General features: G+C 61.9%; 28 protein-coding genes and 3 pseudogenes. 11 read left to right on the top strand and 20 right to left on the bottom strand.

All coding sequences use genetic code 11. The annotated features are described in order from the left end of the window. Positions 1-29 precede the first annotated feature (29 nt). Entirely contained in the window at positions 30-1208 is a 1179-nt protein-coding gene (pobA, locus tag FAZ95_RS22195) for a 4-hydroxybenzoate 3-monooxygenase (RefSeq protein ID WP_137334705.1), read from the bottom strand. Positions 1209-1334: 126 nt separating this feature from the next. Here pobA and FAZ95_RS22200 point away from each other — a divergent pair, with 126 nt between their 5' ends. Together FAZ95_RS22200 and folE are read left to right on the top strand one after the other, a co-directional pair. After that, positions 1335-2258: a LysR family transcriptional regulator gene (locus FAZ95_RS22200; RefSeq protein ID WP_137337539.1), complete on the top strand. Its 924-nt coding sequence runs from the start codon at positions 1335-1337 to the stop codon at positions 2256-2258. A gap of 170 nt (positions 2259-2428) precedes the next feature. Further along, positions 2429-3067 (top strand): GTP cyclohydrolase I FolE, encoded by a 639-nt coding sequence (gene folE / locus FAZ95_RS22205; RefSeq protein ID WP_137334706.1) that lies wholly within the window; start codon positions 2429-2431, stop codon positions 3065-3067. Between the two features lie 223 nt (positions 3068-3290). Here the strand turns inward: folE and epsC are convergent, their stop codons facing one another. Both epsC and FAZ95_RS22215 read right to left on the bottom strand, forming a co-directional pair. Further along, a complete protein-coding gene (gene epsC, locus FAZ95_RS22210; RefSeq protein ID WP_137334707.1) occupies positions 3291-4217 on the bottom strand; it encodes a serine O-acetyltransferase EpsC in 927 nt (308 codons plus the stop codon). A gap of 149 nt (positions 4218-4366) precedes the next feature. Continuing rightward, on the bottom strand, positions 4367-4600 hold the full coding sequence (locus FAZ95_RS22215; RefSeq protein ID WP_137334708.1) for a hypothetical protein: 234 nt from the start codon (positions 4598-4600) through the stop codon (positions 4367-4369). Between the two features lie 387 nt (positions 4601-4987). Here FAZ95_RS22215 and FAZ95_RS22220 point away from each other — a divergent pair, with 387 nt between their 5' ends. Continuing rightward, positions 4988-5359 carry a DUF3005 domain-containing protein gene (locus FAZ95_RS22220; RefSeq protein WP_254700405.1) on the top strand — a complete coding sequence of 124 codons (372 nt, stop codon included), beginning with the start codon at positions 4988-4990 and terminating at the stop codon, positions 5357-5359. Positions 5360-5381: 22 nt separating this feature from the next. Then, positions 5382-5984, top strand: coding sequence for a short chain dehydrogenase (locus FAZ95_RS22225; protein ID WP_137334709.1), 603 nt, complete (start codon positions 5382-5384; stop codon positions 5982-5984). Here FAZ95_RS22225 and FAZ95_RS22230 read toward each other — a convergent pair. From FAZ95_RS22230 to FAZ95_RS22265, 8 genes and pseudogenes are all read right to left on the bottom strand, one after another. Continuing rightward, on the bottom strand, positions 5981-7813 hold the full coding sequence (locus tag FAZ95_RS22230; protein ID WP_217497464.1) for a glycosyltransferase 87 family protein: 1833 nt from the start codon (positions 7811-7813) through the stop codon (positions 5981-5983). The genes FAZ95_RS22225 and FAZ95_RS22230 overlap by 4 nt on opposite strands. A gap of 75 nt (positions 7814-7888) precedes the next feature. Then, entirely contained in the window at positions 7889-8308 is a 420-nt protein-coding gene (locus tag FAZ95_RS22235) for a GtrA family protein (RefSeq protein ID WP_137334711.1), read from the bottom strand. A gap of 1 nt (position 8309) precedes the next feature. Next, entirely contained in the window at positions 8310-9269 is a 960-nt protein-coding gene (locus FAZ95_RS22240) for a glycosyltransferase family 2 protein (RefSeq protein ID WP_137334712.1), read from the bottom strand. 204 nt (positions 9270-9473) lie between these two features. Beyond that, positions 9474-9650 carry a DUF1427 family protein gene (locus tag FAZ95_RS22245; RefSeq protein WP_137334713.1) on the bottom strand — a complete coding sequence of 59 codons (177 nt, stop codon included), beginning with the start codon at positions 9648-9650 and terminating at the stop codon, positions 9474-9476. 12 nt (positions 9651-9662) lie between these two features. Beyond that, positions 9663-10145 (bottom strand): annotated as a pseudogene (locus FAZ95_RS22250) (zinc-binding dehydrogenase); the annotation flags it as partial. A gap of 181 nt (positions 10146-10326) precedes the next feature. Next, positions 10327-11151 (bottom strand): AraC family transcriptional regulator, encoded by an 825-nt coding sequence (locus tag FAZ95_RS22255; protein WP_137334715.1) that lies wholly within the window; start codon positions 11149-11151, stop codon positions 10327-10329. A 65-nt stretch (positions 11152-11216) separates the two neighbouring features. Then, entirely contained in the window at positions 11217-11522 is a 306-nt protein-coding gene (locus tag FAZ95_RS22260) for a helix-turn-helix domain-containing protein (RefSeq protein ID WP_437437773.1), read from the bottom strand. 5 nt (positions 11523-11527) lie between these two features. Beyond that, the gene (locus FAZ95_RS22265) at positions 11528-12466 is read right to left on the bottom strand and encodes an SMP-30/gluconolactonase/LRE family protein (RefSeq protein WP_137334716.1); all 939 of its coding nucleotides are present in this window, start codon (positions 12464-12466) and stop codon (positions 11528-11530) included. A gap of 272 nt (positions 12467-12738) precedes the next feature. On the opposite strand from FAZ95_RS22265, the gene fnr reads away from it, so the two are divergent. Together fnr and FAZ95_RS22275 are read left to right on the top strand one after the other, a co-directional pair. Further along, positions 12739-13533 (top strand): fumarate/nitrate reduction transcriptional regulator Fnr, encoded by a 795-nt coding sequence (gene fnr, locus FAZ95_RS22270; protein ID WP_437437807.1) that lies wholly within the window; start codon positions 12739-12741, stop codon positions 13531-13533. Between the two features lie 56 nt (positions 13534-13589). Beyond that, positions 13590-14405 carry a DUF72 domain-containing protein gene (locus tag FAZ95_RS22275; RefSeq protein WP_137334717.1) on the top strand — a complete coding sequence of 272 codons (816 nt, stop codon included), beginning with the start codon at positions 13590-13592 and terminating at the stop codon, positions 14403-14405. A gap of 4 nt (positions 14406-14409) precedes the next feature. Here the strand turns inward: FAZ95_RS22275 and FAZ95_RS22280 are convergent, their stop codons facing one another. Then, positions 14410-15303, bottom strand: a complete 894-nt coding sequence (locus FAZ95_RS22280; protein WP_137334718.1) for a LysR family transcriptional regulator ArgP — start codon at positions 15301-15303, stop codon at positions 14410-14412. Between the two features lie 109 nt (positions 15304-15412). On the opposite strand from FAZ95_RS22280, the gene FAZ95_RS22285 reads away from it, so the two are divergent. Together FAZ95_RS22285 and FAZ95_RS22290 are read left to right on the top strand one after the other, a co-directional pair. Next, entirely contained in the window at positions 15413-16066 is a 654-nt protein-coding gene (locus FAZ95_RS22285; RefSeq protein WP_137334719.1) for a LysE/ArgO family amino acid transporter, read from the top strand. A 212-nt stretch (positions 16067-16278) separates the two neighbouring features. After that, on the top strand, positions 16279-16467 hold the full coding sequence (locus FAZ95_RS22290; protein ID WP_137334720.1) for a hypothetical protein: 189 nt from the start codon (positions 16279-16281) through the stop codon (positions 16465-16467). Between the two features lie 84 nt (positions 16468-16551). On the opposite strand, the gene FAZ95_RS22295 is transcribed toward FAZ95_RS22290, so the two are convergent. Genes FAZ95_RS22295 through andAc form a run of 4 tightly spaced genes read right to left on the bottom strand, consistent with a single transcriptional unit; the run spans position 16552 to position 19908 of the window. Next, positions 16552-17769, bottom strand: a complete 1218-nt coding sequence (locus tag FAZ95_RS22295; protein WP_137334721.1) for an NAD(P)/FAD-dependent oxidoreductase — start codon at positions 17767-17769, stop codon at positions 16552-16554. A 27-nt stretch (positions 17770-17796) separates the two neighbouring features. Beyond that, a complete protein-coding gene (gene andAb / locus FAZ95_RS22300) occupies positions 17797-18129 on the bottom strand; it encodes an anthranilate 1,2-dioxygenase ferredoxin subunit AndAb (protein WP_137334722.1) in 333 nt (110 codons plus the stop codon). Between the two features lie 14 nt (positions 18130-18143). Beyond that, complete coding sequence (gene andAd, locus FAZ95_RS22305; protein WP_137334723.1) at positions 18144-18620, bottom strand: anthranilate 1,2-dioxygenase small subunit AndAd; 477 nt, start codon at positions 18618-18620, stop codon at positions 18144-18146. A 1-nt stretch (position 18621) separates the two neighbouring features. Further along, positions 18622-19908 (bottom strand): anthranilate 1,2-dioxygenase large subunit AndAc, encoded by a 1287-nt coding sequence (gene andAc / locus FAZ95_RS22310; RefSeq protein ID WP_137334724.1) that lies wholly within the window; start codon positions 19906-19908, stop codon positions 18622-18624. 302 nt (positions 19909-20210) lie between these two features. Between andAc and FAZ95_RS22315 the strand changes: the two genes are divergently transcribed. Next, positions 20211-21239 carry an AraC family transcriptional regulator gene (locus FAZ95_RS22315; protein ID WP_137334725.1) on the top strand — a complete coding sequence of 343 codons (1029 nt, stop codon included), beginning with the start codon at positions 20211-20213 and terminating at the stop codon, positions 21237-21239. Between the two features lie 170 nt (positions 21240-21409). Then, complete coding sequence (locus FAZ95_RS22320) at positions 21410-21703, top strand: DUF1330 domain-containing protein (RefSeq protein WP_137337543.1); 294 nt, start codon at positions 21410-21412, stop codon at positions 21701-21703. 136 nt (positions 21704-21839) lie between these two features. Here FAZ95_RS22320 and FAZ95_RS22325 read toward each other — a convergent pair whose 3' ends face one another. Together FAZ95_RS22325 and FAZ95_RS22330 are read right to left on the bottom strand one after the other, a co-directional pair. Beyond that, on the bottom strand, positions 21840-22163 hold the full coding sequence (locus FAZ95_RS22325) for a hypothetical protein (RefSeq protein ID WP_137334726.1): 324 nt from the start codon (positions 22161-22163) through the stop codon (positions 21840-21842). Between the two features lie 17 nt (positions 22164-22180). Beyond that, the gene (locus FAZ95_RS22330) at positions 22181-22966 is read right to left on the bottom strand and encodes a hypothetical protein (protein WP_254700243.1); all 786 of its coding nucleotides are present in this window, start codon (positions 22964-22966) and stop codon (positions 22181-22183) included. 16 nt (positions 22967-22982) lie between these two features. On the opposite strand from FAZ95_RS22330, the pseudogene FAZ95_RS22335 reads away from it, so the two are divergent. Then, a pseudogene (locus FAZ95_RS22335) lies at positions 22983-23249 on the top strand (hypothetical protein); the annotation flags it as partial. A 187-nt stretch (positions 23250-23436) separates the two neighbouring features. Here FAZ95_RS22335 and FAZ95_RS22340 read toward each other — a convergent pair. Continuing rightward, the gene (locus FAZ95_RS22340) at positions 23437-25107 is read right to left on the bottom strand and encodes an endo-beta-N-acetylglucosaminidase (RefSeq protein WP_137334727.1); all 1671 of its coding nucleotides are present in this window, start codon (positions 25105-25107) and stop codon (positions 23437-23439) included. A 525-nt stretch (positions 25108-25632) separates the two neighbouring features. Further along, positions 25633-25947: pseudogene (locus FAZ95_RS22345) on the bottom strand (hypothetical protein); the annotation flags it as partial. Positions 25948-26378: the final 431 nt, after the last annotated feature.

Below are 26378 nucleotides of genomic sequence, written 5' to 3' on the forward strand. Positions count from 1 at the left end.
AGGTCGAGGTCGGCAGCGGTCCACCTGCGCTATGCCGCGAACGGCAGCCCCACATAGTTCTCCGCCAGCGATTGCGCCGCTGCGTGAGAGCTCGTCACGTACTTCAGCTCGGCCAGCTTCATGCGATTGCCGAAGGGCGTGTCGTCGTAGGAGGGGTGCAGCATGTTGGTCATGAAATACGAAAAGTGCTCGGAGCGCCAAATGCGTTCGAGGCAGGTCCGCGAGTAGGCGTCGAGCAAATCGGTGCGCGCGTCGCGATAGCGCGCCGCCAGTGCCTGCGACAGCACCCGCACGTCGGCCACCGCGAGATTCATCCCCTTCGCGCCGGTCGGCGGCACGATGTGCGCGGCGTCGCCCGCGAGGAAGAGACGCCCGTATTGCATCGGTTCGGTGACGAAGCTGCGCATCGGCGTCACGCTCTTTTGCGTAATGTGCCCCTCGTTCGGCAACCATCCGCTCGTATTCTCGAAGCGCGTGCGCAGTTCCGCCCAGATGCGCTCGTCTGACCAAAGCGCCAAGTCTTCGTCGGGATGGCATTGCAGGTAGAGACGCGTGACGCTCGGCGAGCGCATGCTGAAGAGCGCAAAGCCGCGTTCGTGATGCGCGTAGACGAGCTCGTCCTTGGAGGGCGCCGCGTCCGCGAGGATGCCCAGCCACGCGAACGGATAGACGCGCTCGTAGGTGCGCAGCACATCGGCCGGAATCGACGCGCGCGAGATGCCGTGAAAGCCATCGCAACCGGCCACGTAGTCGCAATCGATCCGCATCTCCACGCCGCGATGCTTGAACGTGACATGCGGCGCGTCGCTTGGCAGTCCATGCAGCGACACGTCTTCCGCGTCGAAATAGAGCGTCTGGTCATGCTCGAGCGCAGCGGCAATCAGATCGCGCACGACTTCATGCTGGCTATAGACGGTGATCGAGCGGCCGCCTGTGAGCGCCGTCATGTCGATCCGGTGCAGCTCGCGCCCGAACAGCAGCTCGATGCCGTGATGCACGAGCCCTTCGCGCTGCATCCGCGCGCCGAGCCCGGCCTCGTTGAGCGTATCGACCGTGCCCTGCTCGAGCACGCCGGCGCGGATGCGGTTCTCGCAATAGTCGCGCGAGCGCGCCTCGACGATCATCGAATCGATGCCTTGCAGGCGAAGCAGATGGGAAAGCAAGAGGCCCGCAGGCCCTGCGCCGATGATGGCGACTTGTGTGCGCATGTTCGTCTCCAGAACTTTGATTCGATTAGTGAAACGATTGTCGGCGCTTTCCCCAATATACGGCAACGCGATTATGCAGATACGTTGTATACGGAATAGAGATAAAGGTGGCGCAAGATGGCGGCGATGCAAGAACTCGACTTGAACTTGATCCCTTACTTGGTTGCGATGGAAGACACGCGCAACGTGAGCCGCGCCGCCGAGCTGCTCGGCGTGAGCCAGCCGCGCGTGTCGACGGCGCTCGGCCGCTTGCGCGAGTATTTTGCCGATCCGCTCTTCGTGCGCACGTCGCGCGGCATGGAGCCGACGCCGCGCGCGCTCGCGCTCATTCCCGCCGCGCGCGAGGCGCTCGGGCACATCGAGCGCGGCGTGCTCGACGCCCAGCAGTTCGACCCGGCCACGACGACCCGCACGTTCTCGATCGCCCTCTCCGACGTCGGCGAGATCGTGTTCCTGCCGCGCCTCTTGCAGCTCTTCGCTCAGCGCGCGCCGCATGCCAACCTGCGCTCGGTTTCATTGCCCCCCGCGCATGTCGAACGCGGGCTCGAAACCGGCGACGTGGATCTCGCGATCGGCTATTTCCCGGACCTCTCGGGCAGCAATTTCTTCCAGCAACGGCTGTTTACGCACCGCTTCATCTGCTTGATGAGAAGCGGCCACCCGCTAGCGGGCGGGCCGCTCACGCTCGATCAGTTCCTCGCGTGCGGACACGCCGTCGTGCGCGCCGAAGGGCGCAGCCAGGAAGTGCTCGAAAAGTTTCTGGAGAAAAAGCGCATCCGCCGCCGCGCGGTGCTCGAGACGCCGCACTTCATGAGCCTGCCGTTCATTCTCGCGCGCACCGACTTGATCGCGACCGTGCCGCACGCGATCGGCTTCGCCTATGTCGCCGAGCATGCGTCGATCACGCTCGTCGAGCCGCCTTTGCCGCTCCCGCATTTCGATCTCAAGCAACACTGGCATCGCAAGTATCACAACGATCCGCGGATGTCGTGGCTGCGCGGCGTGGTCACCGAACTGTTCAACGACGCTGCCGACGAATGGCCCAAGTAACGACCGAAGGAAACGGCGCGAAATGAAGCCGATGGACAGGGCCGACCCGCCCGGGCGGCGCCCCGAAAAACATGGAACAATGCAGAACGCGGAACGGATAGCGACAGTCCGGCCGCTTCGAAGCGGCACAGGTGGCAAAGTTGGCACGTGCGGCACATTAGGAGCCAAGGATGACGAACGAATCTCGAGCGAAGAACAACCACGGCGACGCGTTGAGCCGTCCGACGCGCGAAGAAGCGGAAGCCGCGGTCCGCGTGCTGTTGCGCTGGGCCGGCGACGATCCCACGCGTGAAGGCTTGCTCGAAACCCCGGCGCGCGTCACGCGAGCGTATGAAGAGTTTTTCTCGGGCTATCTGCAAGATCCGCGCGAGATTCTCGCCCGCACCTTCTCCGAGGTGGACGGCTACGACGAAATGATCGTGCTGAAAGACATCCGCTTCGAAAGCTATTGCGAGCATCACATGGTGCCGATCATCGGCCGTGCGCACGTCGCGTATCTGCCGGAGCATCGCGTCGTCGGCATTTCGAAGCTCGCGCGGCTCGTCGACGCGTTCGCGAAGCGTCTGCAGATCCAGGAGAAAATGACCGCGCAGATCGCCGATACGTTGAACGAGATCCTGCAGCCGAAGGGCGTCGGCGTGATCCTCGAGGCGGCGCATCAGTGCATGTCGACGCGCGGCGTGCACAAGCCCGGCGTCGAGATGGTCACCTCGCGGATGCTCGGCACCTTCCGCACGGACCCGTCGACGCGGCGCGAGTTTCTGTCGATCGTGTCGAACAGCACGGCGTACAACGTGCCGAATACCTGACGCCTTGCGGCGCTTATTTGTGGTTGGTCGCCAGCGCGCCCGCGCGCTTCGTGCCGCCGAACAACTCCGTCAAATACTGGCTGTTCTGGTCCATTAATATATTTACGTACAGGCTACAACAAGATTTCGAATCTTACAGACCTGTCTGGCGCGGCGTTCGGATCTTACGGGGCGGGTCGCAAATCCGGCGTCAGGCGGGATTCAACCGAGATTCAAGCGGAATTCAAGACTTGGCTTCGTCGCGGCGATCGCCCTCGCGGATCTTGCCTTGCGACACGCTGCTGCCCGGCGGCACGCTATGCGTGAGCCAGACGTTGCCGCCGATCACCGAGCCCCGTCCGATCGTCACGCGCCCAAGAATCGTCGCGCCCGCATAGATCACGACATCGTCTTCGACCACCGGGTGCCGCGCATTGCCCTTGACGAGCGCGCCATCGCCGTCGGCCGGGAAACTCTTCGCGCCGAGCGTCACCGCCTGATAGAGCCGCACGCGCTCGCCGATGATCGCCGTCTCGCCGATCACGACACCCGTGCCATGGTCGATGAAAAAGCTCGGGCCGATCTGCGCGCCGGGGTGGATGTCGATGCCGGTCGCCGAGTGCGCGATCTCGTTGATGAAACGCGCGAGCAACGGCACGCCGAGACGATGCAACGCATGCGCGAGCCGGTGATGCATCACCGCCAGCACGCCGGGATAGCACAGCAGGATCTCGGTGATGTGCTGCGCAGCCGGATCGCCCGCATACGCGGCCTGGATGTCGCTCACGAGCAGCGCGCGAATCTGCGGCAGCTGCGCACCGAAATCGCGCGCGATCGCGAATGCCTTCGTCTTCAGTTCATCGTTGGTCGCGTCGGCGTGCTCGGGCAGAAAGCGCAGCGCGCGCCGGATCTGTTCGGCGAGCAGCCGCAGCGTGCTTTCGAGCGTGGTCCCGACGTAATAGTCGACGCTTTCGTCGGTCAGATCGGGGGCACCGTAATGCGTCGGGAACAGCGCGGCGCGCAGGCCGGTGACGATGCCGCAGATCGCATCGCGCGACGGCAGTTCGCGAATGCCGCGCGGATGGCGCGTGCGATGCAGTTCCTCGCGCGAAGCGCGCAGCTCGGCGACGATTTGCTCAAGACCCCAGTTGTGGGACTGCGAATTCGACATGATGACGCGGCAGCCGTCGATATCGGCTGTTGAGTGAAGTGTTCGCAAAGATTACCGCTTTTTCGCCGCCTTCGCGCAAGGCGGCCACGAACACCCTGTCCAGCCCGGGGACGACGCGTGTTGCGCGCGCCATCCCGCTGTCGAGGCAATCAGATCGTCACGCTGCTCGCGTCGATCCAGCGCACGGCCCACTCGCGTGCGTGCGCAATCGCGGAAGCTTCATCGGTAAAGCGCAGCTCATTCGGAAAGAAACGATTGGCGACGAGTTCTCCGTCGCTCGAACGGGAGATCACGACATACGGTTGGTAGGTGCCGTCGCCCGAGCGCGCCGGCGCGCAGTTCAACAAGTAGCCGCGATGTGTGAATGCAGCATCGAAATGCATGAGTCACCTGCCCTGAGTGCCCTGCCTGGTTTATTCGAGTTGTACGCACAATGGGTGAGTTCGCCGCGGGTTTGAACGGCACGCATGACGAACATTTAATGATGGCGTGCAAGCTCTGCGGAAAGGATCATACTCTGTACGAAGTGCGTGTTCTACGAAAAAAAATCGGACGCTAACCCATCTTTACGGTTCCAGTGCGCGACCCTCATGCCTGAGCGGCGGAACGGCTTTTGCAGCGCTTTCATTGATTGCTTCTTTATGGGGATCGTCATGAACGCGACAATCGACAACCCGATGGTCGTGCGCGAAGCCGATCGCGCGACCGATGAACCTGTTCTTCAACCTGGACCACTGGGATTGACGAGCCAGCGTCCACACAGCGTCGATATGAATAACGATGGCTCGTTCGACAGCACCGTCGACACCGACGGCAAATATCGCGAAGCGGCGCGGCTCGCGAACGGCCAACCGATATCGCCAGACGAGTTGACGTGCAGCGAGGCGACGCTCGACAACAACGTGCCGGAAGCCAGCGACGGGTTGGCCGGATTCGACAGCCGCGTCGGCTGCAACAAGGTGCTGCTTGCGCTCAAGCCCGGCTACGACGTCGTCGACAAGGGCGTACAACTCACCCAAATCCCCTACCTGCAGATGCACGGCAAGATGCGCCGCTCTGTAAACGATATCGATTGGATATGGGAGTTGCAGCACACGCGCGCCACGCGAATCTTCGAGATTCGTCCCGCGAAGCCGCATTGACTCGAGCGTTCGAGGCTTGCTCATGAAGATCGTCGTCATCGGCGCCAGCGGCACGCTCGGACGCGCCGTTGCGGCCGAACTCAAGACCCGCCATCAAGTGATCGAAGTCGGCGCGACGCACGGCGATCATCACGTCGACGTGACGAACCTGCCGAGCGTCGAGCGGCTTTTTCACGAGATCGGCAAAGTCGACGCCGTGGTGACGGCCATCGGTAAAACGCATTTCGGCCCGTTTCACGAGATGACGGCCGATCAGTTCTGGATCGGCCTGCGCGACAAGCTCATGGGTCAAGTGAACGTGGTGCTCGCCGCGCAGCATCACGTGAGCGACGGCGGCTCGTTCACGTTGACGAGCGGCATTCTGGCGGACGAGCCGATACGCGACGGCGTCAATGCGACGACCGTCGATCTCGCAATCGAAGGTTTCGTGCGCGGCGCGGCGATCGAGTTGCCGCGCGGGATTCGGATCAACGCGGTGAGCCCCACGGTGCTCGAAGAATCGATGAGCGCGTACGGGCCGTATTTCCGCGGCTTCGAGCCCGTCACGGCGCAGCGTGCGGCCCTTGTGTATTGCCGCAGCGTGGAAGGTGCGCAGACGGGGCGGGTGTATCGCGTGGGGTATTAGGCGTGCCAGGCAGGCGTGACGCGGCAGAATCGATACGGCGATAACGAGCCGCCGACAAAAGCATTGCGGATCGAGCAGGACGAAGGATCGAGCTGCACGCGATAGTTGCTCAAGATCTCGACCGTGTGTTCCATCAACGCATTGTCCTGCGCCAGGATCGATTGCCGATCCGACGTGCGCTCCGTCAGCTCGCAGCGTCTGCCGTCCGGCGTCGCGGCAGCCGGCACCACCATCGCGTGCATGTGCAGGCTGTCGACCATGCGCGTTGCAAACGAACACACGCCCGCATTTTGCAGAACGCCGACCGCAGTCAGACGGTGATTGATTCGCTCGAGGCTTCTGGCGCGCCAGTCGAGCGCGAACGGCACCAACGCGTAGGTTGGGCCGCCGCGCGAATCGATGATCTGGCGCACACGTGCCGCGTATCCGCTGCCTTCCGGAAAGCTGCCCTTCACGGACACAAACGCAATCGACGGAGGAAAGGCAGGTACGACCCATCCATATGTCGGCTGCTGATCGACGACGAGCACAGTGGTATGAAGCGGGTCGTCGAAGCGCGGCACATCGACGCTGAACGCTTGGCTTGCCCACGGTTCGTGACCCCACGTCTGTACGCCGCCGAACAGGGCTACGGCCGACGCGGCAACAATCACGTAAGACGCCCAGCGGCGCGCAGCCGCCTCGGACAATACGCGATTCAACAACAGCCAAATCGCGAGCGGAGTCAGCACTTCTATCGCGACGATGTAACGAAAAATGCTGAACAGTTTCATCCAGACGACGAAGCCGATCGCCACGCATGCAAGCACATAGGCGCCAGGCGAAGGGCTCGGCGCGGAACGGGCGGGCGCCTCCCTGCGACTGACGGAGATCAACGCTTTGATCGCCCACCAAACAAACAGCACATACGCGACGGGCCACACGATCTGGTGCAGCCGGACTTGTCCGGCGCGAAGCGAATTCAGCGAAATGATGAACGGCCACAGCAAGGTCTCGCGCACGTTCTTCGGCAGCCAGCTCGTATCGGCAACGCCGCCTGCGCTTGCGAGCGGATTCGGAAACGTCGAGCCAAATTGCGGGAAGAGCGGATTGCCGAACGTGTGCCACATCGTCCAGAACCAGTAGCCGCCCGTCACCGCCATGCCGAGCAGCACGCCGACGCCGAACACGAAGGCAATCCGAATGCGCGTCCACAGCGACCCGGAGACCACATAAAGGCTGGCGCAAAGCGCGACGGCATACGTTGCGTTGGTGAGCTTGAGCCCCGCACCTGCGCCGACGAGCATGCCGGCAACGACCATCGCACGAACCGCCCGCGACGGCCAGACGCCGAGTTCCCCCCACTGACGCACGACCGTCAGCATCGAAGCGAGAACGAATAGCGCGGTCGTATCGTCGCCCATCGAGTTGCCGAGGCCGGACAGAAAATTGACCGTCAGCACACCGGCGGCAGCGAGAAACAGCGGCACTCGATAGCGGTCCTCATCGCGCAACTCGCTGCACACGGCTTTCGCAATGCCGAGCACCAGGACGAACGTCAGCCCGTGGACAACACCCATGACGAAGCCCACCAGCGGCGCGGGCCAGTACTTCGTCATCAGGTAGTACGGAACATCGAGCAGCGGATTGAAATACGACTGCATCCCGGCAGGCGCCAGATCGATGCCGACCTTGCCGTCGAGCAGTGCGAACGCGTTGTAGCGATGGTAGTTGCCGAGGTCCCAATTACTGTCCTGGCCAAGCCACAACGAGATCAGGCCAAACAACAACGGCACCGCGACGCTCGCGCGCCGATGCAGTTTCGCAGCGTTCCAGTCGATCGATCTCATCCAGGCAGCCACTTTCGCCATCCAGGGGAACCTCGTGATGTGAGTTGTTTAATGAACGGCGCGCGTTCGCTTGACTTAGCGATGCCGAAACACCCAGAACTTGGCGGAAAGGAAATTCACGCCGAGACCGGCGACCGATCCCACAGCGACCGCGAAGAGCGGCAGGAATCGCATCGGATGAAGCAGGAAGACCGTAGCCGAATAGGCGGCATAGTTCACGGCTCCGCCGCCTGACATGGCGAACAGATACCGCCACCACTCGCTCCAGAGCGAGGGCGAGGGCGGGCGGGCCGCGGTTGCCGCTTCGGCATTCGCCCGCGGCGTAAATGTGTAGTGCCGATTGATTTGCCAAGTGGCGAACACGGCGCACAGGAACGACACGACGCGGCCGGCGTAATAGCCAAGACCCAGCGCAAGCATCAGATACAGGACGCCCGCGTCGACGAGAAACCCCGCCACGCCCGCGATGCCAAAGCGAACCAGCTGCTTGCGCATGTCAGCGGGCGGGCGTGTCTGCGCCCGGCGCCGGGATGCCGAGGTAGGTCAACCGCTTGGCCTCCGCGCGGCCGCGCGTGACGGTGTCGAGAATCAAACCGCACGTCAGCAGCATGGCCCCGAGCAGCATGAGCGCGGCACACAGCAACGCGGTGGGAAGGCGCGGCACGGCCCCGGTTTGCAGGTAAGTCATGGCAAGCGGCAACGCGAGCAAAATCGAACTCAACGCGCAAGCGAAGAAGCCGAGCGAAAAGAACATCAGCGGCTTTTCCAGCTTGAACAGCTTGAGGATGGTCAGCAGGATGCGCAGGCCGTCGCGGTAGGTATTGAGCTTGCTCGCCGAGCCTTCCGGCCGCGACTTGTACTGCGTTTGAACCTCCGCGACCGGCATGCGCAACTCGAGCGCGTGCACGGTCAACTCCGTTTCCGTTTCGAATCCGCTGGCGTGAGCGGGATACGACTTCACATAACGGCGCGAAAAGACGCGATATCCGGACAGCATGTCCTTGAACGTCCTGCCGAAAATCCGGGCGACACATTGCGTCAGCAAGACGTTGCCGAATCGATGGCCGAGCCGATATGCCGCTTGCTCATCGGTCACGCGGGAACCGACGACCATATCGAGCCCGTCCTCCTGAAGCCGGCGAACGAGATCGGGGGCGGCGGCGGCATCGTAAGTGTCGTCGCCGTCGACCAGCACGTAGACGTCGGCTTCGACATCCGCGAACATCCGGCGAATCACCTCGCCCTTGCCCTGCAGCGGAATCCGGCGCACGGTGGCGCCGGCCGCTTGGGCGAGCGCAACGGTGTCGTCCGACGAGTTGTTGTCGAAGACATGGATGCTGGCCTCCGGAAGCGCCTTCCGGAAATTGCGGACCACAGAGCCGACTGTCGCGGCCTCGTTGTAGCACGGCACGAGTACCGCGATCCGTTGCGGGGAAATGCCGCGCGAGACTGTCATGGATTCGTAATATTGAATGGCGGTTGAGCCGGACAAGGCGAGATGCAGCGTGTCCGCCTCAACGATGTGCGAACAAAGCGCCTTGTCATGGCGGCAAAACGCGCAGCGGAGAGCACCCGGCACTAGCCGGCCCCGGCCTCCACTGGCCGCGGCATCCTAAAGGCCACAGATGGCGCTGTCAACTTTGACGCGCGCCGGCTCGGCTCACCCCCATACGCGCTCGATCACCGTCCGCGCAAGCGGTATCAAATGCTCTCCCCCCAGCATCCCGAACAGGCCGACGAGTGCGATTGTCGGCGGCGCCGGGGATTTCACATCGAACACACTGTAAATCACGCCGACCAGCAAACCGAGCGCCAGCGAGACTAGGTAAGGTTTCATCGACGGCGCCCCTCACATGTTGATGACGACGCGTCCGGCCGTACCGGCGGCCACCGCTTCGTAGGCCTCGCGCGCCGCCACGAGCGGAAAGCGCTGCGCGATGACCGGCGCCGTCAGCTTGCCGCTGTCGAAACCGTCGGCGAGCGCCGTCATCAAGCGCGCCGATTCGGCGACGCCAAGCTTGGCGCTGTCCGCGCCGAAAAGCTGCGTTTCGTTGTGGTAGAAGTCGATCAGGTCGAATTCGACGCGGCGCTTGCCCGTCGCGCTGATTTCCACGACGCGGCCGCGACGCTTGGCGAGCTTCAATGCCGTCTCGAACATCACGCCGCCCACCGCGTCGAACACAACATCAGCGCCGCCGCCCGTGAGCGCCTGGACGCGCTCGACAGCCGAGTCGTCGAGCAGCACGAATTCGTCCATCAGTTGCGCCGCAGGCGAGCCTTCCGCGGGCCGCTCGCGCGCCACGCCGATTACGCGCGCGCCGCGCGCCTTGGCTCGACGTTTTCCAGGACTTCGGGACGGCCGAACGACTTGACTTGAATCGCTTTCATGGCGAAACGCTCCTGGTGAGGTTGGCTGCCGAATACAGCGCATGACCGGAGTCTAGGTGTCCGGTATCCCGTCGTGCTGACAAGTGCTTTCGATTTTCGGACATAGTTCGCGCCAGGGCCTACGGCTATTCGTCGAGCGGATCGGCGGGATCGCCGGTTTCGGCGCCCGCGGCCTTGAGTGTCTGATGCGGATAGAACTCGGTGGGCGGCGCGCCGAGCTCGCGTCGAAACATGTCGCTGAAGCTGCTCGGCAGATAGCCGAGCGAACGCGCGACGCTGCTGACCGAGCGCCCCTCCGCCAGACGCGACACCGCGACCGCCAGCTGGACCTGCCGCCGCCATTCGGCAAAGCCGATACCCAGCTCACGCGTGAAGAGCCGTGCCAGCGTGCGCACGCTCGCGCCGACGGACTCGGCATGCTGCTCGAAACTGATGTCGATCGACGGGTTGTCGATCACGGCGCGGCAGAGCGATTCGAGACGCCGGTCCGACGCGCTCGGCAGGGCAATCCGCAGCGAATAGCGCGGCGCGTGCTCGAGTTCGAGGACCACCATCCGATAGGCGGCGTCGAAATAAGCCCGATCGCGCTCGCCTTCATGCTCGGCGATCGTCGTGATCAGCTCGCGCAGCAGCCCGTTGATCTCGAACACGTCGCACTGCCGGCTCAGATGCCGCACAAACGGCGCGCGCAGATAGACGTTGCGCATCTCGACGGCGCTCATCATCCGGATCGAGTGCACGGTCCCCGCCGGCAGCCAGACGGCCCGCTGCGGCGGCACGAGCAGCGCCTCCCGGCCGACCTCCACCCACATCACGCCCGAGACGGCGTACAGCACCTGGGCCCAATCGTGCGAATGCGGCTCGATCTGGAGCCCGCGCGGATAGCGGCGTGCGAGCGCGCGCCCCTGTCCCGGGGCATCGTGAAGATCGGGGGGCGCAGCTTTGGGCATGGTGGTTCGGTTTTTGACGGACAGCTTTCGGTGCGGCGGCGCGCGCTAGCGCGGTCGATTGAACATCATGCGCCAAATAGTTCGGCGCAAAGATGACGGCCCTCGCCGGTCAGGCCGGCGCTGCCGGTGCCGTCGTCGGCGAGGGTCATCTCGACCAGGCCCGCCGCCTCCAACTGCACGAGCAGCCGGCGCAGCGTGCTCATCGGCAGCGCCGAGCGCTTGCTCAACTTGGCGAGCGACCACGCCTTCGCCGGCGTCGTCCGCGAGGCGTCGTGCAATTGCATCAGCAGCGCGGCGATGGCGGGATCGAGGCCGCCTTCGTCGCCGTCGTTACCGCGGTTGCTACCGCTTTCGCTGTCGCTATCGATCACGCCGCTCACCCGCCCTTCACGCCTTGCGTGTTCACATACAGGGAATAGAGCCCGTGGCTTGCCGCCATGAAGAGCCGATTGCGATGGCGGCCGCCGAAGCAGACGTTCGCGCAGCGCTCCGGCAGCGCGATATGGCCGATCGCCTCGCCTTGCGGCGTGAAGACCCGCACGCCGTCGAGCTCGTCGGTCCCCATGCCCCAGCCGCACCACAGGTTGCCGTGGACGTCGACGCGAAAGCCGTCCGGCGTCCCGGCACCGGCGTCGATCAGCACGCGGCCGTTCTTGATCGATGCGCCGTCCGCGCCGACGTCGTACGCGCGGATCTTGCGCGGTTCGGCGCGCGATTCGACGATGTACAGCATCGATTCGTCCGGCGAAAACGCGAGACCGTTGGGGCCCGCGAGATCGTCGGCGACCACGGACAGCTCGCCCGTCTGCCCATCGATTCGATAGACGGCGGGAACCAGTTCGGACTCCTGCTGTTCCCCCTCGTAGAAACTGTCGATGCCGAAGGTCGGATCGCTGAACCAAATCGAGCCATCCGATTTCACGATCACGTCGTTCGGCGAATTCAAGCGCTTGCCCTGGTAGCGGTCGGCGAGCACGGTGATCGAGCCGTCGTATTCGGTGCGCGTCACGCGCCGCGTCAAGTGCTCGCAGGTCACGAGCCGGCCCTCGCGGTCGCGCGTATTGCCGTTGGCGTTGTTCGACGGCTTGCGAAACTCGCCGACCGCACCCGTCGCTTCATCCCAGCGCAGCATCCGGTTGTTCGGAATGTCGCTCCACAGCACATAGCGCCCGTCGCCGAACCACACCGGCCCTTCGGACCAGCGCGCGCCCTGATACAGGCATTCGACCGAAGCCGATGCGATACGCAGCGCGTCAAAGCGCGGGTCGAGCACCCGGACGGCCGGGTCGGGATAGCGGCGGGAGTTGTCTGTCATGAGAGGCCTTCTCGTTGATCGCAGGCGTCGATCTTCGCACGACGGCGGATCGGCGTCGAACGATGGCCCGACCCAACGGGCCGAGTCAACAGGCCGAGTCCATTGAAACGACGTCGCACCATAAGTGCTCACACCCCATATACGCGATGCGCTTTTTATGTCGTGACGCTGCGCAATCATTCGTATCGGTCCAACGCGGCGTTATGTCGCTAAGTGGGCAGGGCTTGAGGTGGGACAATCTCTTCATCGTAAATAAATTGTTTCCACTGGCCATGCTGACTCCTACCCTCGCCCCTTTACGCAACCCGAGCAACCCGAATATTGCGGCCCGCACGGTCCTTCCGATTGATCGCCCGGCTGCGCGCCCCACCCCGGCATTGCGCCAAAACGCCCATTGCTCGAGCTGCGCCATGCGCCATCTGTGCATGCCGCAGGGTCTCTCGGCCGACGAAATGCCGAAGCTCGAGGCGCTCATCTGCACCGCGCAAACCGTCAAGCGCGGCTCCACGCTGTACCGTTCGGGCGAGGCGTTCAGCAATCTGTACGCGGTCCGCTCGGGCTCGCTGAAAACCGTCCTCACGCACCGCGACGGCCGCGAGCAGGTCACCGGCATCCATCTCGCCGGCGAAGCGCTCGGTCTCGACGGCATCAGCGACGACACGCACACCTGCAGCGCCATCGCGCTGGAAGACAGCTCGGTCTGCATCATCCCTTACGACGCCCTGAAAACCCTGTGCCGCGAAGCCGGCTCGATGCAGCACCGCCTGCACAAGCTGATGGGCGAGCAAATCGTGCGCGAAACGTCGCAGATGATGCTGCTCGGCTCGCTGAACGCCGAGGAGCGCGTCGCCACGTTCCTGCTCGACGTCTCGGAGCGCCATGCGAAGCGTGGTTATTCGCCGAGCGAATTCCATCTGCGCATGACGCGCGAGGAAATGGGCAGCTATCTCGGCATGACGCTCGAAACCGTGAGCCGCATGCTGTCGCGCTTCCAAAAGCGCGGGGTCATCGAAATGGAAGGCAAGCTGATCCGTATCTCCGATTTCACCGCACTGCGCAACATGTAAGCCCATTTGCTAAAGTTGACCCGTTTGATTCGGCTCACTCGACAAACGGATCGACTATGGCAACTCGCAAAAAGCACGGCATTCGCGTCGGCATCGGCGGCTGGACCTTCGAACCCTGGCGGGGCACGTTCTACCCGTCGGACCTCACGCAAAAGCGCGAGCTCGAATATGCAAGCCGTCAACTGACGTCGATCGAAATCAACGGCACGTTCTACGGCACACAGCGCTCCGACAGCTTCGCGAAGTGGTACGACGAGACGCCCGAAGGCTTCGTTTTCGCCCTCAAGGCGCCGCGTTTCGCGACGCATCGCCGGGTGCTCGCCGAGGCCGGCGAGTCGGTCGAGCGTTTCTTCGCGAGCGGCGTCATGAGGCTCAAGGAAAAGCTCGGGCCGATCAATTGGCAGTTTGCGACGACCAAGCAGTTCAACGCCGAAGACTTCGAAGCCTTTCTCGCGCTGTTGCCGCCGGAAGTCGATGGGCAGGCGGTGCGGCACGCCGTGGAAGTCCGTCACGACAGCTTCAAGCACGCCGATTTCATTGCGCTTGCCCGCCGCTACGGCGTGGCCGTCGTGGTCGCCGGCGATTCTCAGTACCCGCAGATCGCCGATCACACCGCGCCCTTTGTCTATGCCCGCATCATGGGCACCGCCGAAACGGAAGCGCAGGGCTATTCCGATGCGGCCCTCGATCTCTGGGCCGAACGCGCGCAGCAGTGGGCGGCCGGCAGCACGCCCGACGGACTCGAAACCGTCGCCGAGCCGCCTCGCAAAGCGAGCCAGCGCGATGTCTATCTCTACGTGATCAGCGGCTTCAAAGTGCGCAATCCGGCGGCGGGAATGGCGATCATCGACAGACTTCGGAAGGCCGGGTAGCACCTCAATCCAGAAACGCCCCCGCTCGCTTTTTCAGCTCCGCGCCGAAATCGTCGAGCCAGCCGATCGAAAGCCGCCAGCTCTGCCAATACAGGTCGACGTCGAGAACCTTGCCCGGCGCGATGTCGACCAAGTCGCCCGCCGCGAGGTGCGCGGCAATCATCGGCACCGGACACATCCCCCAACCCATTCCCGTCATCGCCGCGCGCAGGAAACCGCCGACGTGCGGAATCCAATGCAGCGGCGGATCGACTTCCGCGCGCGTGATGCGCCGGATAAAGCGCGTCTGCAACGCATCTTTCGGATTGAACACGACGCACGGCGCGCGCCGCAGCGAATCGCGGTTCACGCCGTCCGCAAAATAGCGCGCCGAGAACGACGGCGACGCCACGGCCAAATAGCGCATCCTGCCAAGCCGCATCGAACGGCACCCCTGCACCGGCTCGGCCTGCGTCGTGACGGCACCCTGCACGCTGCCGTCGCGAATGCGCTGCGCGGTGTGGTCCTGATCGTCGATGACGAGATCGAGCAGCGTTTCCCGCTCGACGCAGAACGGTGCGGCCGCATCGACGAACCAGGTGCCGACGCTGTCGTCGTTCACGGCCACCCGCAGCGTCGGCCACGCTTCCGCAAGCGTGCCGGGCATCGACGGCATCTGCCCCGTCAACTCCGACTCGAGCAGCTTCACGCGCTCGGTGTGGCGGCACAGAAGCGCGCCCGAGGGCGTCGCGGTGCAAGGCTGTCCGCGCTTCACGAGCACGCTGCCGACGCGCTCTTCGAGCAGCTTCACACGCTGCGAGACCGCGGACGGCGTGACGTTCAGCGCGCTCGCCGCACGCTCGAACGAACCGTAACGGATGACGGCGGCGAGCGCGTCGAGCAGGGCATAGTCGAGCATTAGCGTTCCTTAATCGACATTAGCTAAATTAGCTTTTCTTACGCATGCGAAACACGCAGACTAGCCCCGTTCGCTTCTCTCGTCCACCCGTCTCGTCCCCTCAATCGAAATGAACTGGACCGCTTATTCGCACGGCGCGGCATTGTGCGCCTCGCTCATCGTCACCATCGGCGCGCAGAACGCCTTCGTGCTGCGCCAAGGCATCATGCGCTCGCACGTCGGCAAGATCGTCCTGTTGTGCACGCTGTCGGATCTCGTGCTGATCGCGGCAGGAGTGGGCGGCGCCTCGGTGCTCGTCGAGCGCTATCCGGTGTTCATCCATATGGTGCTGTACGCGGGGCTCGCCTATCTCGCGTGGTTCGGCATCAGCGCGTTGCGGCGCGCGCTGCGCCCGGGGCACGCCGTGATGGATGTCGGCGCGCAAGCGGCGCACGGTTCCGGCGCGGCAACGGCCGCCGGCGGCGCGCCGGCCGCGCAACGCGCGTGGCCCGTCATCCTGATGACGCTCGCGTTCACCTGGCTCAATCCGCACGTATATCTCGACGTGTTCCTGCTGATCGGCACGGCCGGCGCCCGCGAACCGGAAGGCGCGCGCATGGCGTTCGCGCTCGGTGCGATGTCGGTCAGTCCGCTATGGTTCGTGGGTCTCGGCTATGGCGCGCGTCTGCTCGCGCCCCTGTTCCGCCGTGCGAGCGCGTGGCGCGTGCTCGACGGCGCGATCGGCAGCATGGTGCTGCTGCTCGCCGCAACGCAATTGCGTTAGGTCTCATCCGCGCGGCACTTGCGCCGCGCAACGCCCCTCGCATCGTTCCGCCCGGCGGGCCCTAGGCAGCCGGGCGTTCGGAAGCCGCATTTGCATGTCACACGAGCATGGTATATACCTGCAACGCGGCATCGGTGGCTTCACGTCGGACAGGTATGCCGAATGCCGCTTATTCAGCGCTTGTCCAAGCGATCATACGAGTAGAGGACACGATGGGGTACTTGAGAATCCTCGGCTACGGCATCTTGTGCGCGATCGTCATCGCGCTCTTGATCGTCATGTGCGCGATCCTGAAGGAAAGCGTCATCTCGCACGGCGCCGATCAACACGATCAGTCCGAAGGCGTTGTGATCCGGTCGTCTGCACCGGCCGGCGTGGCCAAGGTGTCGGCGTCGCAGTAGCGCGAGTCGTTCCAACCTGACGAATTCCGCCTCGAGCACGGTGCCGACTTCATCAGACCGCGCGTGCTCACGCGCGGCCGGCGATCAAAGCCGCGATAGCGGCTCGTTGGCGTCAATCAAGCGTTCTGCCGATACTTCGCGCCGGCTTTCGATCAAGCGGCGTGCAAATCGCAAGTCTCGCGCTGCATCGACGCCGATGGCCGCCTTGACGCAATCCCCTTCGAGATAAAAGCGAATGAAGCTGCCGCCTTCGGATTGCCGGCGTTCGACGACCGTGTGCGCTGCGCTGGGGAAGCCGTAGATCTGCAGATTGACGCCGTGCTGATCGGACCAGAACCACGGCAACGGTTGATACTGCACCGCCTGCCCGAGCGCCGCCTTCGCCGCGCAAATGCCCTGATCCTGCGCGTTCTGCCATGACTCCAAGCGCAGCCGCCGCCCTGCCCATGCGTTGTGCGCGGCCGCGACATCGCCCGCCGCGAAGATAAACGGATCGGACGTGCGGCATTGCTCGTCGACGATGATGCCCCCATCGCACGCAATGCCTGCGGCGCGCGCGACGTCGTCGTTGGGAATGAGCCCCACGCCGGTCACCACCGCATCGCAAACCAGCTCGCGACCGTCGCGCAGCGTGACCGCGAGCTTGCCGTCGGCCTGCCGCGTGAAGCCCGTCACCTCCGCGCCGAGCAGCACGGGCACACCATGCGAAGCGTGAAGCTCGGCGAGGTAAGCGGAGACGTCGGGCGGAACGGTGCGCTCGCACAGCCGCCGAGCGCTCTCGACAACCGTCGCATGGCCGCCCATCTTGCGGCACGTCGCAGCCACCTCCAAACCGATCCAGCCGCCGCCGATCACGACCAGCGACGCGCCCGGCTGCAACAACGGACGCAACGCCAGCGCGTCGTCGAGCGTGCGCAGCCGGTAGATGCCTGGCAGGTCGGCGCCCGGCACGCTCAGCTCGCGTGCGCGTCCACCCGTGCAGAAGATCAGCGCGTCGTAACGCAGCGTTTCTCCGCCGTCTAGCGTGACGCGCTTGGCCTCGGGTTGCAGCGCCGTGATCCGGACGTTGCTCCGCCAATCCAGTGCAAGATCGGCGAGGTCGTTTGCGCCGAACAGATGCGTGCTTTCGGTCGGCTTCTCGCCGGTCAACACCGCCTTGGAGAGCGGCGGACGCTCGTAAGGCGGATGCGATTCGTCGCCGACCAGAACGATGCGTCCGCCAAATCCTTCCTTGCGCAGCGTGCGCGCCGCCCAGCCGCCCGCCTGCCCCGCGCCGGCCACGATGATCGTGGATTCGCTCATGTGCTCAACCTCGCCGATGACGAACACTCACTGGGCCAGCGCGATGCGCGGCAGAACCTGAACCGCCACACGCCCCGCTTCGACACGTAGCGGATACGTCTGCACGGCTTTCTCGCAAGGCGCCTTGCGAGCTTCGCCCGTGCGCAGATCGAAAAGCCCTTGATGAAGCGGACATTCGACGCAGCCATCCTCGACGAAGCCCTCGGATAGCGGCGCCGTTTCGTGCGTGCAGAGATCGTGCAGCGCAAACAGTTCGTCGCCCACGCGGAAAATCGCGATCGCTACGCCATCCGCGCTCACGGCGCTCGGTTCGTCTTCGACAAAATCGTCGAACGCGCCGATGTCATGCCAGGTGCTCATATGCGGCTCCTTCTTCAGATCGGGGTGGCGAGCAAGGTCTGGACACGCGACGTGTCGTAGACCACGCGTTTTTCGCTAAACAGCCACACGCCATCGCGTTTGACGACGGTGTCCCGATAGCAGCCGGCCTGATAGACGACGGAGTCGCCTGCTGCGCCGGTACTCACCACGATGTAGCTGGAGGTCGTCTTGATCTCGTCGTCGTTCATCTCGTCGATGACGAGGCCGCCCAGCGCATGACGATAGGTGTGCGCCTCGAAGATGTTCGCGTGACGCAGCGCGACGATGCGGTCGCGCATCATCTTGCGGTTGCGGCAGTAAATAATGGGCGCCGGCAGCCCGCGGTCCGCGTTCTCCTTCGAGACGATCGTGTAGCTCGCGTCTTCCGTGAAGAAGTCCGGCCATGCTTCGAGCTTTCCGCTGTCGATCGCGTGGGCGTAACGGTGCTGAAGCGCGCTCAGTTCGAGCCAGCATTGCAGATGCTTATCCATGTCAGTAGCCCATCGCCTTCTGATATCCGGTCCAGAATCGGCGGATCAAGTTTTCGGTGATATTGCTGTTGGTCTGCTCCGGAGCGTCGAGCCCCATGCCGATATACGACGTCTTGTCGCCATCGCGCACCGTGCCGCGCTGAACGAGCTCCGTCGCCTCGGTGTCTTCCATCGAGATGTAGCCGGCGGGACCCACGAGATTCGTCTGCAGCAGACGCAGATCGCGCAGTTCCTGCGTGTCGTCTTCGTAGCCGAAGAAGTGGAAGATCAGCTCGAAATTGTTCGGGCCTTTAGGCAGCAATTGCCGCGCAACCAGCGTGTTGTGGATCTGCTGAATGACGAGCTGCGGGAAAATCGGCTGGATGTGATTCGTGCAATCCTCGTCGAATTCGGAGATCTGCCCGAGCACCGCGGGATCTTCGAGCGCGAAACCCTCTTGCATCGAGCGGATTTTCTGGTCGGTGTACGCCGTTGCCGTATTCGTATCCGCGAGCGGCTTGGTCACGGTGATCAGGCTGTGCAGGCCATGCGTCTCGTCGGGAATCGAGCGCGCGCTCATGCCGACACGGAAAATGTTGAAGGTCGTATGGAACAAGTGCAGGAGACTCGCGTGATACGGGTCCTTCACGTTCTCAAAATAGAGCTTCCAGTTCGACTTCGAATATTGGCGCGTGCAGCCCAGGAACTGAATCGGCTTGTGGAATACGCGGTCGACCCACGGCCGCATCTGCGGACCGATGTAGTCGACAAGCGGCGGCGTCTCGTCGCTGAACGTCGCGAACACCAGCCCCTTGTATTCCTCGACGCGCAGCTTCTGCAGACCGTGTTCGGCCGGACTGAATGCCTTGGCCATGCCGATCAGCATCGTGCTGCCCTGCTTCTGTCCGCGCCTGAACGGCACGCCCTGCAGGTCGCCTTCGCACGAGTAGTTCCACTGGTGATAAACGCAGGTATGCGACGACGCATTGCCGTATTTCTCGCGGCACACGACCGCGCCGCGATGCGCGCAGCGGTTCACCCAGCACGCAAAGCCGTTCGCGGTGCGGGTGACGACGACGGGCGTGTCGCCGACAAACGTGCTCTTGAAATCGTTGACGTTGGGAATTTCGCAAGCGAGCGCAACGAAACTCCAATGCGGGCCGCGATAGATGCGCTCCTGCTCGCGCTCGTAGACTTCCTGCGAGCTGAAAACGCTATAGGGAACGCATGAGCCGTCGGGCTGGGGAAACGCGACGCGCCGTTCCGCTGCGCGCTGCGTGAGCTCTGCAAGTTCTGCCGCTTCTGACATTGAATGTCTCCGTATCAGGTCGTTGTGGGGCAAATCTTAAGAACACCTTTTTTCTACCGCTATCCGAAACCGGCGAATTGCTCGCCAGTACTATCCGTTTTTTGCGAGCACGGAAGCCTTCATGGATTGCGGCGACGCAACAAGGCCGTATTCATCGAATGAATGGACGCACGCGCCAAAGCGCATTCGAATGCCGTCCTGACGCGAACCATTTTTTCTGACAAAATCGAGCCATCCCTACGTTCGCAGCCGTTTGTTTTCAGGAATCCTTCCATTGCGGCGCGACGACTCGGAGAAAATCGATGCCGCTGTCCCCCAAAAGCGAGGCACTGTCGGGGCTCTACCGCAATTGCCTGTTTCGTTCCGACGTTCGCGTGAACGTCCACGATCAGGTTGCGCACGAGCTTGCCGATCACGTCTTGCGTTGGAAACGAGGCGCGCCCGATGCCGCTCTGTTCAAAGGCGAACTGAATCAGCTCACGGTGTACGCGTTGCAATACGGGGCGGACGTCGAAGTCGTCCCGAGCCCGTTCGACGATTTCGCGCTGGTCCATACCTCGCTGCAAGGCGGGGCCGAAATCGAAGCCGATGGACACACGCTCAACGTGTCCGAAGGGCGTACCGCGATACTCGCGCCGCGCGATCGCCTGCGGATGCGCTGGTATGCCGGCACGCGGCAATTGATCATCAAGATTCCGAATGCGCTGTTGCGTGCCGCGACGGCGCAAGATGCCGCTCATGAAACCGGCCTGGTGCCCGGCTATCTCGTGCCGCGCGAACTGAATCTGCAATGGGACCTGCTCGTGCAATCGCTGCTCGGGCTGCTCTCGATCGAGCAGGCGTCCTCCGTGGACCCATCGTGGCGCGATCATTTCGAGCGCAACATCGCTTTGTTCCTGCTCGCTCATCAGCCGACAGCGCCGCTTTCGCCAGTCGCGCCAATCGGTTCGGCGCTCGAAGCGGCCGCCCACGGCCACGGGAGCTTCGACGATTACGCGGGCGCTTCGCGCCACACCGATGCGTTGCTGGAATACGCGAATGCGAAGCTCTCCGCTCCGGTGTCGCTCGAAGATCTTGCCAACGCCGTCGGGGTCAGCGTGCGTTCGTTGAACGCATTGTGTCAGCGGCACTTCGGCGTCGCGCCGATGACCTTGCTGCGCAATATGCGGCTCGATGCCGTTCGGGCGCATCTCCTGCTCGCGCCCAATGCAAGCGTGACCGAAACCGCGCTGGCTTACGGCTTCGGTCACTTGGGCCGCTTCTCGGCCTACTATCAGGCGCGCTTCAACGAATTGCCGCGCGAGACGCAAAGAAAATCCGGAGTCCTTTAAGCGCGCTGGCGGGAAATTCGCCAGAATGCCGGCTGGCGCGCCGGAAATGCGCCCTCTGCAAGCTCGGGTGGCTGCTGCTATGCTCGTCGTTCGCATTCGAGCCGGACGCAATCCGGCGTCCCGCTAGTCGAATCGAAACTCACCGTCTTGACCGAACAATGGAGGTTGCTGTGGCAAAAGGATATTGGGTTTCCGCTTATCGGAAGATTCTGGACCCCGAGGGGTTGGCCGCTTATGCAAAGCTCGCCACGCCCGCGATTCAGGACGGGGGCGGACGGTTTCTCACTCGCAGCGTAGCGGTGTATGCGAGCGGCGTGGGCATTCAGGAACGTACGGTTGTCGTCGAGTTCGACAGTCTCGATAGCGCACTCAGCACTTATAAAAGCGACGCGTATCAAGCGGCCCTCGCCGCGCTCGGCAATTCGGTCGAACGCGATTTTCGGATTATTGAAGGTACCGAATAAGCGCATCGCGTGAATGTGAACGACGCGCCGCCGCTGATGCGGCGGCGCCGTCGGATCACATTCAGCGGCGCGAATTCGCGTCGCGCAGTCATCGCGCACTCATTGCGCACACAGTCAGGCGCGTGCCGCGGCGATATCAAATGCTGCGCCCCGCCCGTATCAGTTCCCTCCAACTCCGCGCCACATTCAACAACGACCGTTTCGGCGGCTGAACGCCCGCTTGTCGATGCGCCATCTGCTGCAGATCGTGCCAGTCCTCCTCCAACGAGCGCGCATGATGGTCGGGTGAGAACGGCCATTCGATTGCGACAGCTCGCACGTGCGCGGCGTGCCGGCCGTTCTCAAACCTCTCCAGGTAGTCGTTGATCGCGGACGCCTCGCGCAGCGCCATGTCCCGGGAGCCCATGGCAACGAAGTCTTCAACGCCTTCGATATGGACGCACCACAACGGATCGCTCACTTCCCTCCTCCATATCGTCACGCCGGTTTCAGCCGTTCCCATTTCAAGTCCGAAAAGCAAGGTCCCTGGGTTGCCTCACCGAATTTCACATCGTTGCTCAGATAGCCCTCCCGAGAAAGCTCACCCGTCGACATGTCGACGGGCACGCAAATCTCGCTCGCAGTGTGAACGTGGGTATCCTCCGCGCGTCCGAGACGCAAGAAACAGGCTCGGATGGAGATGGCGCCGGCGTCGTCGACCACCGTCGTGAAGCGCAGGGTCGCCACAGGCTTTGACGCAAAGCGATCGAGCCACGCGTGCTGGCGAATGAATCGCTGCATGACGCCGTTACCGAGCGCCTTGATCGCATCGACACTGAACGTGCTCCTATCGAAGATGAACACCCCTTTGCCTTGCCCGGTTCCGTCCAGCTTGAACACGATTTTCTCGGATTGCCGGAAGACGATGTCTTCGATCGCGCGCTCGGAAACCACCACATTTTGAGCGGTGAGAAACAGACCGTTCACGAAGTAGGCTCTATCCGGAAAGGCGTCGCTATCGAAGATCGAACGCCTTAGCGGCTTCAGCGCGAATATTTTTCCGTACCACCCTTTCATGCTCGGTACCACCACGCCGCCGTAGTAGTTATCCGGAATCCAGCCTTCCTTGAACGTTCCGCTAAACACTGCGTAGACGCGCAGCCAGGGCGCGTATAGCACGTCGCCAAAGACGTCCCGTGCATAGGTGTCCGCCAGATTCAGGATCGACGGGTCGGCGCGGCCGTAGTGCTTCTCCAATAGCTTGAGCACCCTTGCGGCCCGCATGGCATGGTCCCGGTGAAACTTGAACCGAGCCACCTTGGAGATCGTCAGAGACAAGGCGCAGACGTCGTTCGAGAATTTGCAGCGTCTCGCCACTCAATGGTTAGCCTCCGACTTCTATAAGGTCGCACGCGAAAACCACTATCGGCAAATCAAGCCTCGCCTCTTCTTCGAGCATCTCCTGACGTTCACACCCGGGGCCGGCGTGTTGCCCTTTACGCCTGACCACATCGACTACGAGTGGGGGAAGCTCCTAAGCGAAACTTCCGGGCGCCAGCCTCTCTAACGCGACCTATTCCCCGCCGCCAAGGCAAGCAGGGAATAGGTCGCGGCGCTTCGTCACCTGAACCAATGAGACGATCGATGCCGAACTCGCCGATCTATTGGCCGGGTACGGCATCGAATTTCAAACGAATTTCTCGTGAATACTTACCCCATCTCACGACTGCGACAGAACCCAATTCTCTGCTCGCTCACCGTAAATTCACATTCATGACCAAATTCAACAATGGGAAGCCGCCCCAATTATCGTAAGGGTTGGTCGAATGTTGATAGCCAGGCCCAAACCTGCCCCCTCTTCCGTCAGGAATGGAAGTGTTGCTGGCATTCGCATAGTAATCTGATGATGGAAAATAAAATGGTCGAGGGAAAAGCGCCGGCAGTTTGCATGAGTAATCATTTAGCGACTCCCACCAACACCATACGCCATCCGGCGGGTTCCGCAGCGTGTAAATCGTGCCCGCATTGTTAAATGGAAAGGAGTAGGCCCAGACGAAGTTTCCACTTTCGGTATGGCGCTTGTTCCACCACTTGACACCCGGGACGTATTGAGAATACAGCGCATCATCTTGATAAGACGGAGAATCTCCTAAGCCGGTTCCAGTGTTCAGCCGAATCATGGGAACATTGAACGTAAGCGTTTCCCGTATCCCCCCGTTGGTCCCGTATTGGAATTCGTAATAGCACACGTCATAGCAAGCTTCGTTAGTAGTCTGTGGCGCTACCGATATGGCCGGCGGCAAAGTGATCTTCAGAATCTTCGTCGGAATAGGCGTGGCGAGGGAGACCGGATTGCCGCCGCATAATGCGGTGCTTTGTGCCATCGTCACTGGGTAGGCTGCTTGCGCGTAAGCCTTGAACCCTGGCCAAACACCTGAGCCGTTAAAATACTGACACTGCGTGGCTTTGGCTGCATCGACGCGCAAAGACCAGAATAGATTTCTTGGCGTATTGACCGTGAAAACTTGATCCAGGTACATCAAGTATGTCTTCTTAGAATTGCTTGGAAATATCCCATTCGTTGGGCCCGGATCGATCCCGATCGCATTCTCGATGCCGTACGCGTTGATTCCAAGATTCCCGAAATTAGCGATGTCCGCATCCGTAAAGAGCTGAGGGGAGCCGATTCCATAGATGTCGTCACGTCCCACATAAAGGAGGAATTCGACGCCTTGATCTTTATAAACCGGAAACAAGTTGCTTGCGACGCGGCGCAACTGACTGGCATTTTGAGGGATGTCGAGGCCTTTTTCGATGTTCAACAGCCATCCATCGAGCTTGAGTTTGACGGCAAGCGCCTGAAGCTTATCGAGAACCGGGACAGCGTAATTGGCTTTGTCGCCTTCACCGAGTCCGTTGTACGTGCCAAGTAGATTCTCCACGCTAGCAATTGTCCCGGCATCGTGGTCGATATAGACAACACCGTAAATCTTGACGCCGTGGGAATGTGCAGCGGTGACCCATTCCGGATCAGGCGCGCTAATGTGGGCACCGGATCCCGCCTCTCCGCCGAAGCTGATCATTTTTCGGATAAATGCCCAGTTCTCGAAGGTTACCGGATTGTAGGTGGCGGGAAATTCCGGGTAGGTTTTATTAGAAGCTGCCCGCGTGCGATAGATAGCTGTAAATTCCGCACCTGTGTCAGTCCGACTGCTTCCAATCCAACTACGAGTGAGATTCGTATTGAGCGGTGTATTGGATGGGGCTACGTAACCGGCCAGATTATTCGGATCGACAGATTGGATTGTATGATATCCGGCGCCATTCTGAGCCGGGTCCAAAGCCCAAGTGAAGGTGTTTGCAGCTCCCGCCTGTGCTGAGAAAAGAAAAGCCAGAATCAAGACGAATAGATGATGCTTTTTCATGCATTAATCTCCGCAACAAGTATTCACGCCAAATTGATTTGAAATTTGGCGCCACGTCCGTCCAGCAATTCGGCAAGTTCAACATCGATGGCTTTTTTGGTTCAGACGACGATGCGTACGCCATCGATACTTCTATTGCCGCCAGACGATCTCGATCATGTTCAGTTCGGGACGATCGGCGGGCAGGTAGAACAGGAGAGCCTTGTGATCGAACAGCCAACGCATCCCATTAGCAGTGCAGTGTTCGCAATGTTGTCAATCCGGTCTCTCCTTGGAAGTTTTCAATACACTAACACTTTGCTTTCATTTTTTCATAATAGGGTTTATGCCTAATGGGCATCGTTGTTACAAAAATCGGAACGCCGCGGCGTTCCGACGTATGCGCGCCCCATCACGCCTCCATTCCAATTAGGCGTGGCGACCGGTTTGCGAAATGTTCGAGAAACGCCGCCCGCTTCACCGGCTTGTTGACGATCTCGCCCGTTTCCACGTCGACGTAATGGTTCGCCGCAAAAGCGAACGAAATCAGGTGTCCGCGTTGCTCGCCACGAAGCTGGTAAACGCGTTGTAGGACGGATTCAGCGCAGTGCCGTTGAGCATGATGCCGTACGTCTGGTCCCCGCTATCGAGCACGTAGTACATCACCGACTGAATATTGTGGGTCTTTCTATTTTTATAGAACTGACCCAGCATATTGGTGATGTAGTTCGCACGATCGGCTTCGGTTTGCTCGGGGCCCGTGTTCCACTCGGTGATGATAAAGGGCACACCGTATCGGGCCTTGCAATACGTCGGCAGATCGAAACCGGGTCCCGCACCGTCGATGCCGATGTCGATGAGCAGCTTGCATTCGAACGCTTTATCAAGCCGCGCGAGCACCTTTTCAAACTTCTCGAAATCGTAGCCGCCATACAAATAGACGTCCCTGCCGATGCTCTGATCGCTGGAGGAAACCAAGAACCGTTCCTCGCCTACCGTAGTCAGCAGCAACGTGTTGGGTTCTGCCGAGTCGAAGAAAACCACTCTCCCATACTTAACGACAGACTCGATTGGCTTCCAATAGAAGCGCTTCGCGCCGAATACCAGCGCATTTTTTGTCAACGATTTCAGCAATCCACGCTTCGGCGCCTTCTCGAAGATCGGTCCAGCATTGGGCGTGGCGTAGGCATCGATATCCATCCAGTTCTCCGACTACAGGAAGGCTAGCGGTATCTCGCTTGTGCGGCTTCCTTGGGCGTACAGGGAAGAGACTACTGTGGGTAGATTGAGAG

Source organism: Trinickia violacea (assembly GCF_005280735.1).
GTDB lineage: Bacteria > Pseudomonadota > Gammaproteobacteria > Burkholderiales > Burkholderiaceae > Trinickia_A > Trinickia_A violacea.

Excerpts from the sequence above, each read along its gene's own strand:
- andAc (WP_137334724.1), bottom strand. The coding sequence starts at position 19,908 with ATGTCAGAAGCGGCAGAACTTGCAGAGCTCACGCAGCGCGCAGCGGAA.
- FAZ95_RS22220 (WP_254700405.1), top strand. The coding sequence starts at position 4,988 with ATGAATAACGATGGCTCGTTCGACAGCACCGTCGACACCGACGGCAAA.
- FAZ95_RS22225 (WP_137334709.1), top strand. The coding sequence starts at position 5,382 with ATGAAGATCGTCGTCATCGGCGCCAGCGGCACGCTCGGACGCGCCGTT.
- FAZ95_RS22230 (WP_217497464.1), bottom strand. The coding sequence starts at position 7,813 with ATGAGATCGATCGACTGGAACGCTGCGAAACTGCATCGGCGCGCGAGC.
- FAZ95_RS22235 (WP_137334711.1), bottom strand. The coding sequence starts at position 8,308 with ATGCGCAAGCAGCTGGTTCGCTTTGGCATCGCGGGCGTGGCGGGGTTT.
- FAZ95_RS22255 (WP_137334715.1), bottom strand. The coding sequence starts at position 11,151 with ATGCCCAAAGCTGCGCCCCCCGATCTTCACGATGCCCCGGGACAGGGG.
- FAZ95_RS22240 (WP_137334712.1), bottom strand. The coding sequence starts at position 9,269 with ATGACAGTCTCGCGCGGCATTTCCCCGCAACGGATCGCGGTACTCGTG.
- andAd (WP_137334723.1), bottom strand. The coding sequence starts at position 18,620 with ATGGATAAGCATCTGCAATGCTGGCTCGAACTGAGCGCGCTTCAGCAC.
- FAZ95_RS22280 (WP_137334718.1), bottom strand. The coding sequence starts at position 15,303 with ATGCTCGACTATGCCCTGCTCGACGCGCTCGCCGCCGTCATCCGTTAC.
- fnr (WP_437437807.1), top strand. The coding sequence starts at position 12,739 with ATGCTGACTCCTACCCTCGCCCCTTTACGCAACCCGAGCAACCCGAAT.
- FAZ95_RS22215 (WP_137334708.1), bottom strand. The coding sequence starts at position 4,600 with ATGCATTTCGATGCTGCATTCACACATCGCGGCTACTTGTTGAACTGC.
- andAb (WP_137334722.1), bottom strand. The coding sequence starts at position 18,129 with ATGAGCACCTGGCATGACATCGGCGCGTTCGACGATTTTGTCGAAGAC.
- pobA (WP_137334705.1), bottom strand. The coding sequence starts at position 1,208 with ATGCGCACACAAGTCGCCATCATCGGCGCAGGGCCTGCGGGCCTCTTG.
- FAZ95_RS22340 (WP_137334727.1), bottom strand. The coding sequence starts at position 25,107 with ATGAAAAAGCATCATCTATTCGTCTTGATTCTGGCTTTTCTTTTCTCA.
- FAZ95_RS22290 (WP_137334720.1), top strand. The coding sequence starts at position 16,279 with ATGGGGTACTTGAGAATCCTCGGCTACGGCATCTTGTGCGCGATCGTC.
- FAZ95_RS22285 (WP_137334719.1), top strand. The coding sequence starts at position 15,413 with ATGAACTGGACCGCTTATTCGCACGGCGCGGCATTGTGCGCCTCGCTC.
- epsC (WP_137334707.1), bottom strand. The coding sequence starts at position 4,217 with ATGTCGAATTCGCAGTCCCACAACTGGGGTCTTGAGCAAATCGTCGCC.
- FAZ95_RS22275 (WP_137334717.1), top strand. The coding sequence starts at position 13,590 with ATGGCAACTCGCAAAAAGCACGGCATTCGCGTCGGCATCGGCGGCTGG.
- FAZ95_RS22295 (WP_137334721.1), bottom strand. The coding sequence starts at position 17,769 with ATGAGCGAATCCACGATCATCGTGGCCGGCGCGGGGCAGGCGGGCGGC.
- FAZ95_RS22265 (WP_137334716.1), bottom strand. The coding sequence starts at position 12,466 with ATGACAGACAACTCCCGCCGCTATCCCGACCCGGCCGTCCGGGTGCTC.
- FAZ95_RS22315 (WP_137334725.1), top strand. The coding sequence starts at position 20,211 with ATGCCGCTGTCCCCCAAAAGCGAGGCACTGTCGGGGCTCTACCGCAAT.
- folE (WP_137334706.1), top strand. The coding sequence starts at position 2,429 with ATGACGAACGAATCTCGAGCGAAGAACAACCACGGCGACGCGTTGAGC.
- FAZ95_RS22330 (WP_254700243.1), bottom strand. The coding sequence starts at position 22,966 with ATGCGGGCCGCAAGGGTGCTCAAGCTATTGGAGAAGCACTACGGCCGC.
- FAZ95_RS22245 (WP_137334713.1), bottom strand. The coding sequence starts at position 9,650 with ATGAAACCTTACCTAGTCTCGCTGGCGCTCGGTTTGCTGGTCGGCGTG.
- FAZ95_RS22200 (WP_137337539.1), top strand. The coding sequence starts at position 1,335 with ATGCAAGAACTCGACTTGAACTTGATCCCTTACTTGGTTGCGATGGAA.